The sequence below is a fragment of the Pacificispira sp. HM-600 genome, assembly GCF_977993705.1.
The window spans coordinates 3191884-3209244 of the sequence record NZ_OZ388079.1 but is presented as its reverse complement, the minus strand read 5'-3'; the positions used below and the strand labels follow the sequence as shown (position 1 = coordinate 3209244).

The following is a 17361-nucleotide window of genomic DNA, read 5'->3' as shown; positions in this document are numbered from 1 at the left end:
CGCGAAGAACGAAGCGAGGAGTCGAAACGCACATCAGCGCTCGACCGCCAGCGCCGCCAGCTGGTGCTCACGGAGCGACGCGCACCCGTTGACACCGAGCTCGAGCAGCGCGTCGAGCTCGCGCTTGTCGAACGGGGCGCCCTCGGCGGTGCCCTGCACCTCGACGAAGAGTCCCCGGCCCGTCACGACGACATTCATGTCGGTGTCGGCACGAACGTCCTCGACGTACGCCAGGTCGAGCATCGGCTCGCCGTCGATGATTCCGACCGAGACAGCAGCTACGGAATCGTGGAGCGGCTGTGAGCGCTGCGCGATGAAGTTCTTGCGCTTGCCCCACTCGATCGCGTCGGCGAGGGCCACATAGGCGCCCGTGATCGCGGCGGTGCGGGTGCCGCCATCGGCCTGCAGCACATCGCAGTCGATGACGATCGTGTTCTCACCGAGCGCCTTGGTGTCAACGACCGAACGCAGCGCCCGGCCGATCAGGCGCGAGATCTCGTGCGTGCGACCGCCGATCTTGCCCTTGACGCTCTCGCGGTCGTTGCGGCTGTTCGTCGCGCGCGGCAGCATCGCGTACTCGGCCGTGACCCAGCCCTTGCCCTTGCCCACCAGCCAGCGCGGCACCCCGTTCGTGAAGGATGCGGTGCACAGCACCTTGGTGCCGCCGAACGAGATGAGCGCGGATCCCTCGGCGTGCGCGCTCCAGCCACGTTCGATCGTGATCGGACGAAGCTGGTCGGGGGTGCGCCCGTCGGCGCGAATGATCTCGGTCATGTCGGTCTCGTTTCGTTCGTGGAGTTTCGTAGCGTCAGTCAGTGGGCGGCAGCTCGATGGCTCCGGTGTGCACGAGCTGGACGGAGCGCACCTCGCGCCCCATCAGCCGGTTCGCGAGGTCGATGAAGGCATCCGGTGATCCCCCCGTCGCTTCATAGACGTGGGACCCCGGATGATCCGACGAGGTCAGCAGGTCGCGGGTCACGAGCTGGCGATACACGTCGTTCGCGGTCTCGTCGTCGCTCGCCACGAGCGAGACATCCGGTCCCATCACGTAGCTGATCGCGCCCTTGAGAAACGGATAGTGCGTGCAGCCGAGCACCAGAGTGTCGATGCCCGCGTGCCGGAGCGGCGCGAGGTACCCCTCGGCGATCTCGAGCAGCTCGGGCGATCCCGTCACGCCCCGCTCCACGAAGTCGACGAACGCGGGGCACGCCTGGGCGAAAACCGTGAGTGCATCGTTGAGTTCGAGCATGTCCTGGTACGCGCCCGAGCCGATCGTGCCCTCGGTGCCGATCACGCCGATGCGGCCGTTGCGGGTCGTCGCGATCGCCGTGCGGACGGCGGGACGGATGACCTCGACCACGGGTACGTCGTAGCGCTCGCGGGCATCGCCGAGCACCGCGGCCGATGCCGTGTTGCAGGCGATCACGAGCATCTTCACGCCCTGGTCGACGAGCGAGTCGAGCACCTCGAGCGAGTACCGCCGCACATCCGCGATCGGCTTGGGGCCGTACGGCGAGTGCAAGGTGTCGCCAATGTAGACGAGGGATTCGCGGGGCAGCTGGTCGCCGATCGCCCGGGCTACCGTGAGTCCGCCGACACCGGAGTCGAAGATTCCGATCGGCGCGTCATTCATGGTTCCCCAGCCTACCGGCGCGGATGCGCAGGCCCCGCGTCGGTAGAGTGACCCGCATGACCGACCCGGCCGGCAGCCGCAGCAGCGCCCTGCACACCGATCGTTACGAGCTCACGATGTTGGGCGCCGCGCTCCGCGACGGAACCGCCGACATCCCGTGCGTCTTCGAGATGTTCGCACGTCGCCTGCCCGGCGGCAGACGCTACGGCGTCGTCGCGGGCACGGGGCGCCTGCTCGGTCTGCTGCGCGACTTCCGCTTCGGCGACGAAGAGCTCGCCTTCCTCCGCGACGAGAAGATCGTGGATGCCGAAACCCTCGCCTACCTCGAGAGCTACCGCTTCCGCGGCTCGATCTCCGGCTATCGGGAGGGCGAGCTGTACTTTCCTGGCTCCCCCGTGCTGACCGTCGAGGGCACCTTCGCGGACGCGGTCGTGCTCGAGACACTCGCCCTCAGCGTGCTCAACCACGACTCGGCCATCGCGACGGCCGCCGCCCGCATGTCGACGGCAGCGGGCGCCCGCCCCCTCTCGGAGATGGGTTCGCGCCGAGCGGGAGAAGAGTCGGCTGTCGCCGCCGCGCGCGCCGCCTACATTGCGGGATTCGCAGCGACGAGCAACCTCGAGGCCGGTCGCCGGTGGGAAGTCCCCACCATGGGCACGGCCGCACACGCCTGGACACTCCTGCACGACACGGAAGAACAGGCCTTCCGCGCCCAGGTCGACGCCCTCGGCCCGAGCACGACGCTCCTCGTCGACACCTACGACATCCGCCGCGGAGTCGAGACCGCCATCCGCGTCGCCGGTACGAACCTCGGCGGGGTCCGGATTGACTCCGGTGACCTCCCGATCGTCGCCACCGCAGTCCGGGCCCAGCTGGATGACCTCGGCGCGACCGAGACGCGCATAATCGTCACGAGCGACCTCGACGAATACGCCATCGCGGCCCTCGCCGCCTCGCCGGTCGACGCTTATGGGGTCGGCACCTCGGTCGTCACGGGGTCGGGCGTCCCGACCGCCGGCATGGTCTACAAGCTGGTGGCGCGCCAGGATGCCGCGGGCAACTGGATCTCGGTGGCCAAGGCATCCGCGTCCAAGGCCTCGGTTGGTGGCCGCAAGTCCGCCTATCGAAACTTCGAGAACGGTGTCGCGACGAGCGAACTCGTGACCTCCGATCCGGTCGACGGCGCGGGACCGGATGCCTCGGCATCCGTCACCTCCCATGCCCGAGCGCTCCAGGTCCGACTCGTCGTCGACGGCGAGATCGGCACCGCGGCAGAGGGGCCACAGGGCACCCGCGCCGCCCGAGCACATCACGCCGTTGCGCGGGCCGAGCTGCCTCTGCACGCGCTCGCACTCAGCAAGTCCGGTCCGGCGATCCCGACCGTCATGGTCGGGCGTTAGCGCCGAGTTCTTGGACGAAGATCAGGTCTGCAGCGACTCGTAGATCTCTTTGCACGAAGGGCAGACGGGGAACTTCTCGGGATCGCGACCCGGAGTCCACTTCTTGCCACACAGCGCCCGCACCGGCTTGCCCGTCAGAGCCGACTCGAGGATCTTCTCTTTCTTGACGTAATGCGAGAAGCGTTCGTGATCGCCGGGTTCGACGTTCTCTTCGCGAATCAGCTCCTCGAGTTCGCGTTCGAGGGTGGCAAGGCCGCCTTGGTCTGGGGTATCGAGAGGCGTGCTCATGGCTGGTCAGTCTATCGGCGCGAGAGGCGGTGGGGCCCGACTCAGGCGGTCTCGGCAAGTTCGAGCAGCCGACCACCGCGACGGCGGAAGACGGCCCCACCGATGGCCACCCCGATGATGAACACAGCGAGTCCGATCCCGAGTCCCAGACCCAGCGCTGACATGCTCGCTTCGGCGTCACCCGCGACGGTTCGCCACGTCCACAGCAAGGCCGGAGCGCTCACGACGATGGAGCCGAACAACACGATGCCCTGGGCTATGACGCCCGACGAGCCCGTGCGCTGCGGCTGCCGGAAGGGGTTGTCGCCCGGCCGTGTGACGGCGTACGGGGCGACGACCGATGCGATGCTCGACAGGCCGAGACCCGACAGATACAACGAGGCACAGAGTCCGATCATCGCGGGAAGCACGTCCCAACTGCCGTGGACCGCGACAGAGAACAGCAATCCGATCGCCAGAACGGGAGTCGCAAAAAGCAGGATGGGCGCGAGCCGTCCGACACGATCCGATACGCCGTGGACGTCGGATGCGACGTGCATCCACACCGCGGTCGAGTCGTACGCGACGTCATCGTGCGGAAGCCACCCGAGGAAGAGGGCGGTCAGGGTCACGGGAACGAGGATGGCTGTCTCGATCGACACCCCCGCCACCAGAAGGGGCACGATCGAGATGGCGGCGGCAACCGGCACGATCACGACGTTCATCAAATATCGGCGATCGTGCAGCCAATAAATCATGCTGCGTGCCGCGATCGCCCCGCCGGGGGTTGCGGGCATGATGCCGAACCAACCCAGGCCCGCGTGGTCGTGGCTGGGCGTCGAACGGATCGCCCCCGACATGAGGCGATGAGCCAGCCAGGACCACGAAGCCCACAGGACGACGAGGGTCGAGACGGCGATGACGATTGCCACGGGGGCGTTCGCGTTCGGGTTGCCGATCGCCCAGGCGGCGCCGAAGGGAGTGAGCGCCAGGATCTCCGCCACCGATTCGACGGGAACAGCAGGGGTATCAGCGGCTGTCGCGAGGTACACGCCGATCGGCACACCACCGGCGAGAGCTCCCAGCGCGAACAGCCCGACGAGCGATCCGCCGCGCCCTTCCCGGACGGCGATCGTGGCCAAAGCGAAGCCGACCCGACCCGCGAGCGCGCACGTGAGGACCGCAAGGATCGCACCGACGGTCGCGAGCACGGGGCTCGTACCGTCATCCACGCGGACGACCACACCACTGACCGCGAGCACGACGACGAGCGCGAGAGGGATGCTGATGAGCGACGCGAGGCTCAACGTCGCGACGAGTACCCGCGGGGCCAGACCGAACACCGAGAAACGGCGAGGATCGAGAGGATCGGGGGTCCCCGTCAATGCGGGGGCGAGGGCGAAGGCCAGCACCAGGGCTGAGCCGGTCCAGACGAGGACCGTGCCGGTGCGATCGGACGACGCGTCGGTGAGCGACAGGATGCCGAGGCATCCGATGATTGCAAACGCGATCAGCGCGGCGAGCCCGAGGACAGCGCGAACCACATGTGACGAATCGCCGCGAAGCGCACCGACGAGAAGCGTCGCCCTCAGTCGGAGAACGTGTGCAACCACTCGAGACCTTCCGCATCGTCGACGCCGCCCGAGAGTTCGACGAAGCGCTGCTCGAGCGTCATCTCGCCCCGCACCTCATCGACGGTTCCCGTTGCCAGAACCTCGCCTTCGACGAGGACCGCGACCCGGGTGCAGACGCGTTCGACGAGCGCCATACCGTGACTCGAGAGCACCACTGTGCCGCCGTGCTCGACATACGTTTCGAGGATGTCGAGGATGACCTGTGACGACGCCGGATCCAGCGACTCGAACGGCTCGTCGAGCACGAGAACGCGAGGCGAGTGGATCATCGCGCCGGCCAGCATGACCTTCTTCGTCATGCCCGCGGAGTAGTCGGACACGACGCGGCCGAGTGCGTCGACCAGGTCGAACGCGCGCGCGAGATCGGCGATGCGCGACTGCACGACCGACGCCGAAAGCCCCCGCAGCACACCGTAGTAATAGAGCAGTTGGCGGCCGGTCAGGCGGTCGAATGTCCGCAGACGATCCGGCAGCACACCAATGAGCTTCTTCGCCCGCGAAGCGTCTGTCGCCGAGTCGATTCCGCAGACCTCGATCGTTCCGCTGTCCGGACGCAGGAGCCCGGCGATCATCGAAAGTGTGGTCGTCTTGCCGGCACCGTTCGGGCCGACGAGTCCGAAGAACGACCCCGCGGGGATCGTCAGATCGATGGCATCGACAGCACGCGTGTTGCCGAACTCCTTGACGACGCCGCGGAGGGCCAGCGCCGGCGTGGCTGACTCGGGCGCGTTGTCGGCGGAGCTACCGAAGATGTCGGGATCGATCACCGCAGCGGGAACGGGCTCGTCAACGATCACATCGTCGATCGATTCGTCGACGACATCCTCATCCGTGTCGGCGACAGGCTCGTCGACCTGGGGCTCGTCCACGACAGGCTCCTCAATCTCGGGCTCAGCTACATCGTGCTCAGCGACATCCGAGACGACGAGATCAGACTCGCCCCGTTCGCCCGCCGTGTCCGTCCGCTCGGAATCGGGGGTCGTTGCCGGCTCCGGCAGAAAGAGCGGCGGGATCGGCGGAATGTCTGCCTTCTCAACAGGTGGCGCCTCGACGGGGCGCGCCTCGGCGTCCGTGACTGCCGAATCCGCCTGAGCCGACACGGGCAGCGGCGGCGGGGGCCCGGGAACCGACACGGGAGGTGTCCGGGACGGAGCACTCGGTGCACTCTTCGCGGCGCGAGGCGCCGTAGGTTTGCGAGGGGCAGCGGGTTTGCGGGCAGTAGAGCCGCTCGGCCGTGGAGCGGCGGGCTTTCGCGCAGCCCGCGAACCGGAGGTCTTGGCCGCAGGCCGCGCAGGCTTCGACGGTACGGCCGGGGTCGAATCATCCCTCGCCGGAACAACCTTCTGCGATTCAGCGTCTGTCTGTTTGTCGCCTGCCGGCGTCGAGTCGGCGGGCGGCGCAGGGGGCCGCGGCGCACGGGGTGCACGCGGACGCGGCGGGACCTTGGGGGCTCGCTGAGGCTCGGCGGGGGAAGTCGCTGCCTTGTCGGAAGGATCCCGCGGGTCAGGCGTGGGAGCGGTCACCGACCCAACGTATCAACCATCTGGACCCAGACCCGGGGGACGTGCCGGGCATTCACAGCCAACGGTCATTCGTGTCACGAAAGGACAACGACGGCGATCCGCCCCTGCTGCTTCCCAGGGTCGATCTGTAGCATGACAGGAGCACAAAGGCGTGTCGCGTATCTGAATTGATGGTGAACGCACACGAACTTCTGGAGCATCATGAGCCTACAAATAGTTATCCTCGCAGCCGGTATGGGCTCGCGACTCGGTCGCGCCCTGCCCAAACCGCTCACAGAGCTGAGCGATGGCCGGTCGATCATGCGTCAGCAGCACGACAACGTCTACAGCGCGTTTGGCGATGACGCCCGCATCACGACGGTTGTCGGTTACCGCGCCGAGACCATCGTCGAGGCCTTCCCGGACGTCGACTACGTCTACAACGATCGGTACGACCAGACGAACACGTCCAAGTCGCTGCTGCGCGCCCTCGAGAAGACCGGTCGCGATGGCGTCCTGTGGATGAACGGCGACGTCGTCTTCGACCCCCGCGTTCTCGGCCGCGCGATCGACTTCATCGAACGCGGGCAGTCCTTCGTCTCGGTCAACACCGCCAAGGTCAGCGACGAAGAAGTCAAGTACACCGTCACCGCCGAGGGCTACATCAACGAACTGTCGAAGACGGTTCGTGGCGGCATCGGCGAGGCCGTGGGCATCAACTACATCTCCGCCGCAGACAAGAAGGCGTTCACGCACCAGCTCGGCCGGGTCGACGACCAGGACTACTTCGAGCGTGGCCTCGAGCTGGCGATCATCGAGAACGCGCTGCTCGTCGAGCCCCTCGACATCTCGGACCTGTACGCCGTCGAGGTGGACTTCGCCGAGGACCTCGAGCGAGCCAACCTGTTCGTCTGAGCCGGACTCTTCCAGCCCGTCCTCAGCCCTCGCGGATAGGCTCGCGAGGATGGCCGACAAGGTACACAGGATCCACTCCCTGTCCGACGAGGCCCCCTGGCAGGGGGGCCTTCCGCCCGTGGGTTCGGAGGAGCATCCGCGCATCGTTCGTGCTCTCGACCGTGCGCTCGCGATCCAGCGTCCGCTCGTCGTGGCCCACATCCGCAGCATCCGACTCCGGCACCCGGATGCCGTGACCGCGGATATCGTTCGTATGCTCGAGCGACGCTATCTCGCGGCCGTCACAACAGGCGGCGCTGCCGTCGGTGCGACCGCTGTCGTGCCCGGCATCGGGACCGGTGTCACACTTGCACTGTCGGGAGTCGAGACGATCGGATTCCTCGAATCGACGACGCTCTTCGCGCAGTCCGTCGCCGAGGTCCACGGCATCGCCATCGAGGACCCTGACCGCGCCCGTGCGCTGGTCCTGACGCTCATGCTCGGCAAGGAGGGGGTCGACCTCGTCGCCCAACTCGCGGGTCAAGCCGCGGGCGAGGGCACGGCTCGCCCCGCCTACTGGGGTGAGATGGTCACGAAGACCCTCCCACGCGCCGCCGTCGGTCCCCTCGTCGATCGCCTGAAGACGGTCTTCGTACACCAGTTCGCAGCCAAGGCCGGTGCGTCGTGGGTCGGCAAGGCACTGCCCTTCGGTATCGGCGCTGCCGTCGGCGGCGCGGGCAACAACATCCTGGGCCGTCGCGTTCTGGTCGGCTCGCGTCGGGCGTTCGGCGCCCCGCCGCTCGAACTGCCCGCCGACCTCGAGCCCCGTCCCGGAGCCCGGCGCGTGGAGCACTCCACGATGGCGGGAGCATCGCGGCTCGGTGGCACGATCGCAGGCGTCGTGGGTGGAGCTGTCGGCAGTGCGGCTCACGGTGCCGGGTCCGCGGGGCGCAAAGTAGCGGGCACTGTCGGCCGGATCATTCCCCGACCGAAGAACAAGGCCCTCGACGAGAAGAAGTCGGACGCCGATACGGCAACCGACGAGCAGGCGTAAGCCCCCGCATCCGTCCTCCCCCGCGACCCGTGCGGCAGGCTTTCCACCGACGGTCGTCAGAGCGGCCCGATTCGGCCCCGCGCTGTCCGCGCTCGACCCTAGCGTGCCTCGCATGCTCACACCCCTGGTCCCTCGTGGCGACCGTTCACGAGATCGCGCGTACCCCGTCCCCTGGCACGTCGAGCGCCTGCACGACAGCCACAGTCTTGTCTCGAACGTCGGCGCGACACCGCTCGATGTCGTGCGGGTCTTCGTCCACGTCGGAGCCGATCACGGCGGAACCAAACGCGTCGAGACGCACCTGTGGGGAGGAATGATGCCGGGCGAGAGCGCGGAGCTCTGCCTGTGCGCGGTCGATCCCGAAGATTGCGTCATCACCGTGGCCTGGTTCCGGCCGGACGATGGGAGCGAGTACGTCTGGCGGTACGCGCCATGAGTCGGCGCCGATGGCGCGGATCAGGCGTCGAACTCGGCCTCGTCGATTTCTTCGGGGTCGCCCGCGGCGACGGAGCGCGCGTGCCAGGTGTCCCAGTCGTTCATGAGGCGCTCGATCGCGGCCCGGAATGTCGCGGTCGGAGCGCCCGGGCGAACGTCGCCGAAGTAGTGCTCCACCCAGTAACCGAGGCGCGCAGCGACCTCGGCATCATCCGTGACGCGCTCGAGTTCTGCGACGAAGCCCGTCGGAGCTTCGGCATCGAGCCACTCGCACGCGGCGAGGTATCCGCCTGTGTCGACGGATGCCTCGGGGTCGCCCGGCTTCGTGACCAGCAGTGGGCGGCCCGCGGCCAGCCGGTCGTAGACCATCGCCGAGATGTCGACCACCGCGATGTCTGCCGCAGACAGCTGCCAGCCGAGCTCCGGCCTATCGTCGTAGACGTGGTGCGCCGATGCATCCCGCGCGTTGGCCGCGGAAATCGCGGCGATGATGCGTGCGTTCGCTGCACCGTACTCGGGGTCGATCACGCCGCTGCGGGGATGCGGCCGGTAGATGACGCGATGCCGACCCGTCACGAGCAACTCGGTAACGAGCCGCTCGCCGTGGGTGCGGATGGACCCGTAGTGCGCCGAGGGCCGGTCGCCCTCCCAGGTGGGGGCATACAGTACAACGGTGCGCTCATCCGGCGTGTACGGCAGCTCACCCGAGTAGTAGTCCGCCTGCGGGCGCCCGATCGGGATGGCCCGACGATCGAAGTCGTAGTCCCACAGCACCCGCGACAGCCGCTCACGCGCCGCGGTCCCAGCGATGAAGGCGAAGTCGTACGCCTTGAACTGGTTGGTCGTCATGTACATCTTGTCGGACTCACCATGATTGATGAAGACGTGCCAGCGATGCCCGTAGCGGAACATCTGAAAGTTGCGGGTGTTTTGGTTGACGTACAGGACGATGCGGATGTCCTGCGTCGCGACGAACTCCTCGAGGCTCCGTACCGAGGGCACGTACGCCACCGGAAGCACGCCGTCGGCCAGTATCGCCCGCGCTCCCGTGGCCGAGCGCGAGAGCACCACGACCGGCCAGGTACTGGCTAGCTCGGCGAGCGGCCGGTACCACTGCCTGATCTGGTACATGTTCACGTCGCCGTCGGCGAAGTAGACGGCGATTCGGAAGTGCCGCGGGGGGTGCGGTGGGCGGTTCTCGAGTTCTTGCAGCACGCCTCGGTGAGCAGTGCGGTTCGTGAGGGCTCGCCGCGCCAACGTGGCGAGTTTGCGGCCATCCGACACAAGACTCATCCGATCAGCCTACCCAGCGCCCACTCGGGTCCACGGCGAGCCTCGTGACATGATCGACGGGTGCATCAGGAGGAACGCGGGACGGACGCGACGACGGATCGGGACGCACCGATCGTTGCGCCCGGTTCCGGAGTGTCGTTCGTGATGCCGGTGCTCAACGAACGTCGCTACCTCGAGCGGGCCGTGCAGACCGTTCTGGATCAGGACGTGGCCGGCCCGACCGAGCTGGTGCTCGCCCTGGGGCCCTCGACCGACGGCACGACCGAGTTCGCCCATGAGCTCGCGGATCGAGAGCCGCGCATCACCCTCGTCGACAACCCCGCCGCCGATATCCCGATCGGGTTGAACGCCGCGATTCGTGCGAGCACGCTGCCGACGATCGTGCGCGTCGATGCGCACTCCGAGCTCGCGCCCGACTACACGCGTCTCGCCCTGCAGACCCTCGAACGTACGCGCGCCGCGAACGTCGGCGGCGTCATGCACGCCTCCGGGCGCACCCCGTTCCAGCGGGCGGTCGCGCGCGCCTACAACTCCCCCATCGGCCTCGGCGGTGGCGCCTACCACGGTGGTACCCGCGAGGGTGAGGCCGAATCGGCCTATCTCGGGGTGCTTCGACGCTCGGTGCTCGACGAGGTCGGGCTGTTCGATGAGAGCATCCGACGCGGTGAGGATTGGGAGCTCAACCTGCGCATCCGGGCAGCCGGTTACCGCGTCTGGTTCGATCCGACGCTCTCCGTGACGTACTGGCCCCGCGAGAGCTGGGTGCGACTGGCTCGCCAGTTCCGCGCCACGGGAACCTGGCGCGGGGAGTTGGTCCGTCGCTACGGTCGGCGCAACTCACTGAGATTCTTCGCACCTCCCGCGCTCGTCGTGGACGTCGCCCTCAGCATCGTCCTCGCTGTTCTGCAGGTGACGGGCGTGATCAGCGGATGGCCGGCGCTCGTTGCATCCGTCGTCTATCTGCCGGTCGCCGCCTACGCTGTGCTGATCGTCGCGGTCGCCGCGGGACGCGGTGGCGGAACCGGATGGCGCGACAAACTCTGGACTCTCGCGGTGCTGCCCACGATGCACCTGGCGTGGGGCACGGGCTTCATCGTCGGGTTGATTCGTGGCGCACACGAGACGGTCGACACGTCGCGTCTCGGCGACCGCAACACCCCACTGCCGTAGGGCGTGGGTCACAGCGGGTCACTTCGACAAGCTCAGTGGCCGACGGCTCAGCGACCGCAGTCTGAGTGACCGCGGTGTCTCAGAACGGCGGTGGGTCTGAAGAGGGCGTGAAGATGACCAGCGCGGGCGGTGGTTTGTCGATGTAGACATGGCCGCCGGGTGAGGTCCATTCGAGGATTCCGCCGCCGAGTTGTCGGACGGTCCACGCCGTTTCGCCTTTGAGGGTGTGGTGTCGTTTGCAGAGGCAGGCGAGGTTGCACACATCCGTGGCGCCGCCGAGGGCGTAGTCGAGGGTGTGGTCTCGATCGCACCGGTGGGCGGGTTGTCGGCATCCGGGGAATCGGCAGTGTTGATCCCGAGCCCGGAGGAACCGTTTCATATCCGCCGACGGGGTATATCGGTCCACCGCGAGAGCACATCCCGTGATCGGGTCGGCGAGGACCCGATCCCACCCGGCCGCGTGCCCTGCGAGCTGGCGGGCCGTAGCCGGGTCGATCGGGCACCGCCCGACCAGGTCGGCGGGCTCATCCGTGACGCCCGCCAACGCGAGGGCGGGGATGGTGACGTTCACGATCGCTTGGATCGACCCGAGTCCACCGAACCCGTCCGACATTCCCGCACCGGTCTGCGCGTCGGGTGTGGTGGTGAGGAGCATGTCAGCGACGAGGTCGGCGCGGATCTGATCCAGGGTCCGCACATCCGTGGGGTCGGCGTTCTTGATCGCCTGGGCCTGCTGCGTGATCCGGTCGTGCATCGCGTGCGCGAGGACGGCGGGTTGGATGGTGCTGAACTCCGCCATCCCATCCCCGATGTCCCGAACACACGCACCTCGCGACGCGCGCGCCTCTTGGTGCCGTTCCGCGAGCGGGCGCGGCTGCAGGGACTCCGCAAGCCGCGCGAGCGACGCCCCGAGGCGTCCCGGCGTTGTCCCTTCAGCCCGGACCAGCGCTTCACGTTCGAACACGGCCCGCGCGTCAGGATCCGTGAGTGGTAGGCCGTGTTCCATGATCACCGCGACATGCCCGCCGCTGACCCGTCCTTCATCCCACGCGTCGAACGTGGCTGGGAACGACTCCTCCAGCACCGCGGCATCGTTCATGCGGCGTTGCACCGTCCGGTCGGACATGTTCGTCGCGGCCCCCAGTTCCGCCGCCAATGAACGAAAAGGCAGTTCCGCCTCACGCGACGAGGGCGAGGCGAGTTCCGCGACCCGGTGCATCCCCTCCGCGGCTGCCTCCGCGAAAATGCGGGCCAGTGCGGCCTGTCCTTGCTCGGCCACACGCATCGCCTCAGCGCACCGGTCTGCGAAGTCCCGAGCTTTGGCGTCAACCCCACGAACCATCGAATGCATGTTCGAAACTCTACGGGCCACCACCGACACCCACGCCCCGAAAAGCCCCCAAATCACGCCAAAACCACGCCGAAAAGATGAGAGCCTTCACACGAACGATGACGAGGACTATCGCGCTCTCAGCCGCGATCGACGAAGCCCTGATCGAGGATGCGAGCCACAACCCGCTCCGCCGCCCGACCGTCCTCGCGAGCGGAGAACTTCCGCCGCCAGGCGTCGTACCGGGGGCCGTAGGTCGTCTGCGTCGCCGGGTCCTCGATCGCGTCCACGAGATCGTCGAGAGTGCGGACGACCGGCCCCGGCGCGTGCGCCTCGAGATCGAAGTAGAAGCCCCGCAGCTCGCCGCGGTAGTGCTCGAGATCGGGGACGAAGAAGTGCATCGGCTTGCCCGTCACGGCGAAGTCGAACATCATCGACGAGTAGTCCGTGATCAGCGCATCCGCCGCAAGCAACAACCGCGAGACATCCGGATATCGCGTCACGTCGATGACCCGCGCGCCAGCGGCATCCCGCCCCGCCGGGAGCGTCCGCGAATGGCCCCGCACCAGAACCACCGACCCGGTCCGGCGCGCAAGCTCGGCCGGGTCGAAGAAGTCGACGATGAGGTCACGGTCGTCGCGCCACGTGGGCGCGTACAGCAGCACCCGCTCGTCCGCTGCGATTCCGAGCTGCGCCCGCACCGCCGCCCCATCTCCCGTCGTGAGGACATCGTTGCGGGGATAGCCCTCGACCCACACCGGACGGGTGAGGAAGGCGTACGCCTTGCGAAGGATGTTCTCGCTGTACGGGTTCGCCGCGAGAAGGACGTTCCACCGCCGCGATTCCCGCACGACGGCCACGGCCCGCCGCGGGTCGAAGCCCGGGCGATGCAGAGCCAGTCGCTTGAGCGGTGTGCCGTGCCACGTCTGCAGCACATGCTGACCCGGCCGCCGCGCGTAGGCCCGACGAAGCCAGTCGTTCACGACGAGCAGCCGAGCCGAGCCGCGCGCCCGCCACCACTCGGGGCTTCCCTCGACGACAGCGATCGCGCCCTCGGGAACCGCGATCGAGAGGTCTACGACACTCCAGTATCGGGTGACCGCGGGCGCCACGCGCGCGAGTTCGCGATCGATCGCGAGGGGGTTGCAGCTCGCAGAACGGCCATAGAAACTCTCGAAGAAGACGGCGTTCTCGAGCGGAGAGGTGCGACCGACGTAGCGTCGCGCGAGTGCGTCCTGACCAGCTCCGGAGTCGTACGCCGGATCGACGGGGGGCCCGATGACGAGCGTGGCGTGCTCACCCTCGAGCGTCGCGCGCAGGCCGTCGAGGATGCTGAGGGGCAGTGAATCGGTGACGAGAGCCTCGTCTGCGGCGTTCGCCGTCGTCCGAACACGGATCGTGTATGAGCCGCTGGGCAGGGGCAATTTCGGACCACCCCACCGAGAAGCTGCGAGCGGCAGGCGTGCCTTCCAGGTCTTCCCGCCGCCTGTCACGACGGCGTCTACGCGCGCCCGGGGGCCGTCGAGCCAGACCGTATCGGGACGCGGCCCGCTCCCCTGCAGCACGAGTTCTTCGGTGCCGTCACTGTCGAAACGTGCGGAGGTCATGCGGTGCTCTTTCGGTGCTCGGGGACTCGGCCTCGCAGCTGAGCCCCGTTCAGGATCGCACGGTACACCCGCGCGGTGTTCTCGCCGTCCCGGTAGCTGTGGACCCTCGCGCTGAGTTCTTCGGCGCGAGCGATCCGCTCCTCACGGACACCCGGATCGCCGAGCAGCGCGTCCAGCTGAGCGACGGTGTCATCCCAGTTCACCCCCGCATCGGTGCCCGCGACATCCGAAAAACGCCCGTAGAAGCCGCGCCGGCGGGCGTACGCATTGACATCGGGCGCGAGAAACAGCACCGGGAGCGGCACGAGCGAGGCATCGAAGGCCATGGACGAATAGTCCGTGATCAGCGCGCTCAGGGCCGGAAGAGCGGGGGTTGCATCCCGGAGCCGTGAGCTGCCGAGCGGAAGCACGCGGTCGGTCGCGAACGGCGGCTCGTAGTCGCCGGCGCCCAGCGGGTGCGAGCGCACCAGCAGCACGGCATTACGCGCCTGGAGCACATCGATGAGGCCGCGCCATTGCGCGGGCGTCGGGATTGCGGGGTCGGGTTCGCCATCGCGCCACGTCGGGGCGTACAGCACGAGCCGGGAATCGCCGAGAGGGGGCAGGCCCGCATGTGCGAGCACGGCACGAGCCCGCTCACGACGCTCATCTGGCGTTCCCGTCGACAGCACGTCGACACGCGGCTCGCCTGTGACCGGAACGCGGGCATCAGGCAGCCCGAATGCGGACTCGAGTCGCCCGCGCACGAGCGGCGAGGCCGCCGGCAGCAGGTCGATCTGGCGAGCCGCCCACCGGTACATTGCGCCCAGCACGCGGCGCAGCAGTCGCGAACGCGGCAGGATGCTGCTGCGGAGCGTCTCCGGAGAGTCGAGCCCGATCCGCTTCAGCGGTATACCGTGCCAGAGCTGCGCGACGAACGCACCCGAGACCGCGTACCGGTTGACGTCGCCGAACCCGTGGGTCACGACGAGCACCCGTGCACGCGCCGTGCGCCAGAAACCGCGCCACGACGTCCGTGGGATGTGCGGAATGCCGAGGGCCGAGGCATCCGCCGCTTCCGTGTCGGACCCGGTGAGCCAGAGGGCCGGGTGAGCGTCGGCGGCAACCCGCTGCCACAGGGCGAGAGCCCCATCACCGATCCCCGCACCACAGCCGAAGACCCATTCGTCGCGCGAGCGGGGAATAACGAGGGTGGCGAGACGACCGACCGCATACAGCGGGATGCGAGCGAGCTTGGCCGCATTGCCCGCACCGAATGAGAAGGACGCCACGATCCCCTTTCCGCACGCGAGCCTACCCGGTGGGGTCATCCGACGGGCGGAACACAGGCGACGCCCCCGGCACCTCTTCACGAATGAGGGTGCCGGGGGCGTCGCCTGTGGAGCTGGGAGGGCTTTAGCCGAGCGCCCCCAGGGTGACATCCACGCTCTGCGTTTTTCCGTCACGGACGAACGTGACGGTTGCGTCGCTTCCCGCCGCGGCCGCCCGGACCTGAGCGGTCAGGTCGATCGAGTCGGTGATCGGCACCCCGTTGAATGCGGTGACGATGTCGCCCTTGCGGATGCCAGCCGCTTCCGCCGCGCCGCCTCGCGAGATCTCTTGGATGTACGCGCCCGAGATGGTTGCGTCTTCCACAGAGCTCGATGCGACCACCGAGGCGCCGAGCAAACCGTGTGTCGCGGACCCATCCGCGATGATCTCGTCGGTGACGCGCTGGACGACGTTCGACGGGATCGAGAAGCCCACACCGATCGAACCGGCCGTGCCGGACGATGAACCCGCGCTCGCGATCGCGACGTTGATGCCGATCAGCTTGCCGTCACCGTCGACCAGAGCGCCACCCGAATTACCTGGGTTGATCGCCGCGTCGGTCTGGATGACGGCGATGCTGATGGTTCCCGCCGAGGGACGGCTCTGCTCGCGCTGTCCCGGAATGTCGAACTGGAACGGGCCCTGACCGGGACCCTGCTCCGGCGCATCCTCGTCCTCGTCCCCGCCACCACGCGGTTCCGGCACAGCGGACGAGGCGATCGAGATGCTGCGATTCAGAGCGCTCACGATTCCGGTTGTGACGGTGTTGGACAGGCCGAGCGGGGCGCCGATCGCGACCGTCTGGTCGCCGACGTTCAGCTCGGACGAGTCGGCGAACTCGATCGGGGTCAGGCCCGAGGCATCCTCGAGCTTGATCACGGCGAGGTCGTAGGTGGGATCCGTTCCGACGATCTCGGCGTCATAGATCTTGCCGTCCGAGGTCGTCACGCGGATCGCCGGGGTACCCGTCGCGCCGTCGAGCGTCACGACGTGGGTGTTCGTTGCGACGTATCCGTCCTCGCTCAAGACGACACCGGAACCGCTGCCACCCGACCCACCTCCCGAGACCTCGATCGTGACGACGCTCGGAGTCACCTTCGCGGCGATCGCCGTCGTGGCGTTGACCTTGTCCGGGTTGTTGACCGTGACGGTCGACCCGCTCTGCACGACCGTGGTCGAGGGGGCAGCCCAGAGCTGCGTACCCACGTACGCGCCTCCGAGGCCGGCGGCACCGCCGACCAACGCCGCGGCGACGATCAGTCCCGCAACACGGCCCGCAGCGGACTTCTTCTGCGGGGGGCGCGGCGCGGCACCCACAGGGCCCGGATCGAATGGCAGCGTCGGCTGGGTGCCCGTCGCGTGTGCACCGTAGGCAGCGGTGGCCGCGGGACCGAAGGCCTGTCCACCCGAGGGGGCGCCAGCGTAGGCCGGAGCCGCGGGCGCAACCGAGCTGTAGGGCTGTTGTGCCCCGGGCAGCGGCGGGGCGGGCGGGTAACCGTTGTGCGCCGAAGCCGCGGGCGGAGTGTGCGGGGGCACCGCGCCCTGTGCGGGTGCCGCGCTGTTCGCAGCCGGGGTATCGTACGTCGGCGCTGAGCTCGGCGCGGGCGCCGCGCTGTCCGTCAGCGCTGCGGCGGGCACGGTCGGCGCATCGGGCACGGTTGCTGCGTGCTCGCTGGCCGGCGTTGCGTCGCCGTTCAGCCGGGCCTCGTCATCGGTGGGGCTGGTGCCCTGAGTGTCGGTCATCGGGTGCTCCTTCGTTCACATCTCCTTCACTGTGCTCTCGGATCCTGTGCGTTGCATATGACGCCACCGCATGTCGACTATGCGTACG

The 17361-nt window shown here is 68.1% G+C and carries 15 protein-coding genes; 5 read left to right on the top strand and 10 right to left on the bottom strand.

Features of this window, described 5'->3' with window-relative positions; all coding sequences use genetic code 11:
• Nucleotides 1-33: 33 nt before the first annotated feature.
• Complete coding sequence (rph, locus tag ACXZ1E_RS15330) at nucleotides 34-774, bottom strand: ribonuclease PH (RefSeq protein ID WP_458041306.1); 741 nt, start codon at nucleotides 772-774, stop codon at nucleotides 34-36.
• A gap of 34 nt (nucleotides 775-808) precedes the next feature.
• Nucleotides 809-1633: a glutamate racemase gene (murI, locus tag ACXZ1E_RS15325; RefSeq protein WP_458041305.1), complete on the bottom strand. Its 825-nt coding sequence runs from the start codon at nucleotides 1631-1633 to the stop codon at nucleotides 809-811.
• A 56-nt stretch (nucleotides 1634-1689) separates the two neighbouring features.
• Between murI and ACXZ1E_RS15320 the strand changes: the two genes are divergently transcribed.
• The gene (locus tag ACXZ1E_RS15320) at nucleotides 1690-3033 is read left to right on the top strand and encodes a nicotinate phosphoribosyltransferase (protein ID WP_458041304.1); all 1344 of its coding nucleotides are present in this window, start codon (nucleotides 1690-1692) and stop codon (nucleotides 3031-3033) included.
• Nucleotides 3034-3054: 21 nt separating this feature from the next.
• Here the strand turns inward: ACXZ1E_RS15320 and ACXZ1E_RS15315 are convergent, their stop codons facing one another.
• From ACXZ1E_RS15315 to ACXZ1E_RS15305, 3 genes are read right to left on the bottom strand one after another with little or no spacing between them, the layout of a single operon-like run.
• On the bottom strand, nucleotides 3055-3321 hold the full coding sequence (locus ACXZ1E_RS15315) for a DUF3039 domain-containing protein (RefSeq protein ID WP_036297062.1): 267 nt from the start codon (nucleotides 3319-3321) through the stop codon (nucleotides 3055-3057).
• 41 nt (nucleotides 3322-3362) lie between these two features.
• Complete coding sequence (locus tag ACXZ1E_RS15310; protein WP_458041303.1) at nucleotides 3363-4844, bottom strand: hypothetical protein; 1482 nt, start codon at nucleotides 4842-4844, stop codon at nucleotides 3363-3365.
• Between the two features lie 44 nt (nucleotides 4845-4888).
• Nucleotides 4889-6067 (bottom strand): ATP-binding cassette domain-containing protein, encoded by a 1179-nt coding sequence (locus ACXZ1E_RS15305; RefSeq protein ID WP_458041302.1) that lies wholly within the window; start codon nucleotides 6065-6067, stop codon nucleotides 4889-4891.
• Nucleotides 6068-6658: 591 nt separating this feature from the next.
• Between ACXZ1E_RS15305 and ACXZ1E_RS15300 the strand changes: the two genes are divergently transcribed.
• The 3 genes from ACXZ1E_RS15300 (at nucleotide 6659) to ACXZ1E_RS15290 (ending at nucleotide 8820) form a co-directional block, all read left to right on the top strand.
• Nucleotides 6659-7351 (top strand): phosphocholine cytidylyltransferase family protein, encoded by a 693-nt coding sequence (locus tag ACXZ1E_RS15300; protein ID WP_458041301.1) that lies wholly within the window; start codon nucleotides 6659-6661, stop codon nucleotides 7349-7351.
• A gap of 49 nt (nucleotides 7352-7400) precedes the next feature.
• A complete protein-coding gene (locus ACXZ1E_RS15295) occupies nucleotides 7401-8384 on the top strand; it encodes a hypothetical protein (RefSeq protein WP_458041300.1) in 984 nt (327 codons plus the stop codon).
• A 112-nt stretch (nucleotides 8385-8496) separates the two neighbouring features.
• Nucleotides 8497-8820 (top strand): hypothetical protein, encoded by a 324-nt coding sequence (locus tag ACXZ1E_RS15290; RefSeq protein ID WP_458041299.1) that lies wholly within the window; start codon nucleotides 8497-8499, stop codon nucleotides 8818-8820.
• Nucleotides 8821-8840: 20 nt separating this feature from the next.
• On the opposite strand, the gene ACXZ1E_RS15285 is transcribed toward ACXZ1E_RS15290, so the two are convergent.
• On the bottom strand, nucleotides 8841-10112 hold the full coding sequence (locus tag ACXZ1E_RS15285) for a CDP-glycerol glycerophosphotransferase family protein (protein WP_458041298.1): 1272 nt from the start codon (nucleotides 10110-10112) through the stop codon (nucleotides 8841-8843).
• A 60-nt stretch (nucleotides 10113-10172) separates the two neighbouring features.
• Between ACXZ1E_RS15285 and ACXZ1E_RS15280 the strand changes: the two genes are divergently transcribed.
• Nucleotides 10173-11282 carry a glycosyltransferase family 2 protein gene (locus ACXZ1E_RS15280; RefSeq protein ID WP_458351991.1) on the top strand — a complete coding sequence of 370 codons (1110 nt, stop codon included), beginning with the start codon at nucleotides 10173-10175 and terminating at the stop codon, nucleotides 11280-11282.
• A gap of 79 nt (nucleotides 11283-11361) precedes the next feature.
• Here the strand turns inward: ACXZ1E_RS15280 and ACXZ1E_RS15275 are convergent, their stop codons facing one another.
• The 4 genes from ACXZ1E_RS15275 to ACXZ1E_RS15260 all read right to left on the bottom strand — a co-directional run bounded on the left by ACXZ1E_RS15275 (nucleotide 11362) and on the right by ACXZ1E_RS15260 (nucleotide 17273).
• Nucleotides 11362-12633: a DUF222 domain-containing protein gene (locus tag ACXZ1E_RS15275; protein ID WP_458041297.1), complete on the bottom strand. Its 1272-nt coding sequence runs from the start codon at nucleotides 12631-12633 to the stop codon at nucleotides 11362-11364.
• A gap of 119 nt (nucleotides 12634-12752) precedes the next feature.
• The gene (locus tag ACXZ1E_RS15270) at nucleotides 12753-14219 is read right to left on the bottom strand and encodes a CDP-glycerol glycerophosphotransferase family protein (protein WP_458041296.1); all 1467 of its coding nucleotides are present in this window, start codon (nucleotides 14217-14219) and stop codon (nucleotides 12753-12755) included.
• A complete protein-coding gene (locus ACXZ1E_RS15265) occupies nucleotides 14216-15490 on the bottom strand; it encodes a CDP-glycerol glycerophosphotransferase family protein (protein WP_458041295.1) in 1275 nt (424 codons plus the stop codon). The genes ACXZ1E_RS15270 and ACXZ1E_RS15265 overlap by 4 nt, the downstream gene beginning before the upstream one ends.
• A 124-nt stretch (nucleotides 15491-15614) precedes the next feature.
• Nucleotides 15615-17273, bottom strand: coding sequence for a trypsin-like peptidase domain-containing protein (locus ACXZ1E_RS15260; protein WP_458041294.1), 1659 nt, complete (start codon nucleotides 17271-17273; stop codon nucleotides 15615-15617).
• Nucleotides 17274-17361 lie beyond the last annotated feature (88 nt).

Bases quoted from the DNA above. Each gene is read 5' to 3' on its own strand.
- ACXZ1E_RS15260 (WP_458041294.1), bottom strand. From the start codon at position 17,273: ATGACCGACACTCAGGGCACCAGCCCCACCGATGACGAGGCCCGGCTG.
- ACXZ1E_RS15295 (WP_458041300.1), top strand. From the start codon at position 7,401: ATGGCCGACAAGGTACACAGGATCCACTCCCTGTCCGACGAGGCCCCC.
- ACXZ1E_RS15300 (WP_458041301.1), top strand. From the start codon at position 6,659: ATGAGCCTACAAATAGTTATCCTCGCAGCCGGTATGGGCTCGCGACTC.
- ACXZ1E_RS15285 (WP_458041298.1), bottom strand. From the start codon at position 10,112: ATGAGTCTTGTGTCGGATGGCCGCAAACTCGCCACGTTGGCGCGGCGA.
- rph (WP_458041306.1), bottom strand. From the start codon at position 774: ATGACCGAGATCATTCGCGCCGACGGGCGCACCCCCGACCAGCTTCGT.
- ACXZ1E_RS15320 (WP_458041304.1), top strand. From the start codon at position 1,690: ATGACCGACCCGGCCGGCAGCCGCAGCAGCGCCCTGCACACCGATCGT.
- ACXZ1E_RS15270 (WP_458041296.1), bottom strand. From the start codon at position 14,219: ATGACCTCCGCACGTTTCGACAGTGACGGCACCGAAGAACTCGTGCTG.
- ACXZ1E_RS15290 (WP_458041299.1), top strand. From the start codon at position 8,497: ATGCTCACACCCCTGGTCCCTCGTGGCGACCGTTCACGAGATCGCGCG.
- ACXZ1E_RS15275 (WP_458041297.1), bottom strand. From the start codon at position 12,633: ATGCATTCGATGGTTCGTGGGGTTGACGCCAAAGCTCGGGACTTCGCA.
- ACXZ1E_RS15315 (WP_036297062.1), bottom strand. From the start codon at position 3,321: ATGAGCACGCCTCTCGATACCCCAGACCAAGGCGGCCTTGCCACCCTC.
- murI (WP_458041305.1), bottom strand. From the start codon at position 1,633: ATGAATGACGCGCCGATCGGAATCTTCGACTCCGGTGTCGGCGGACTC.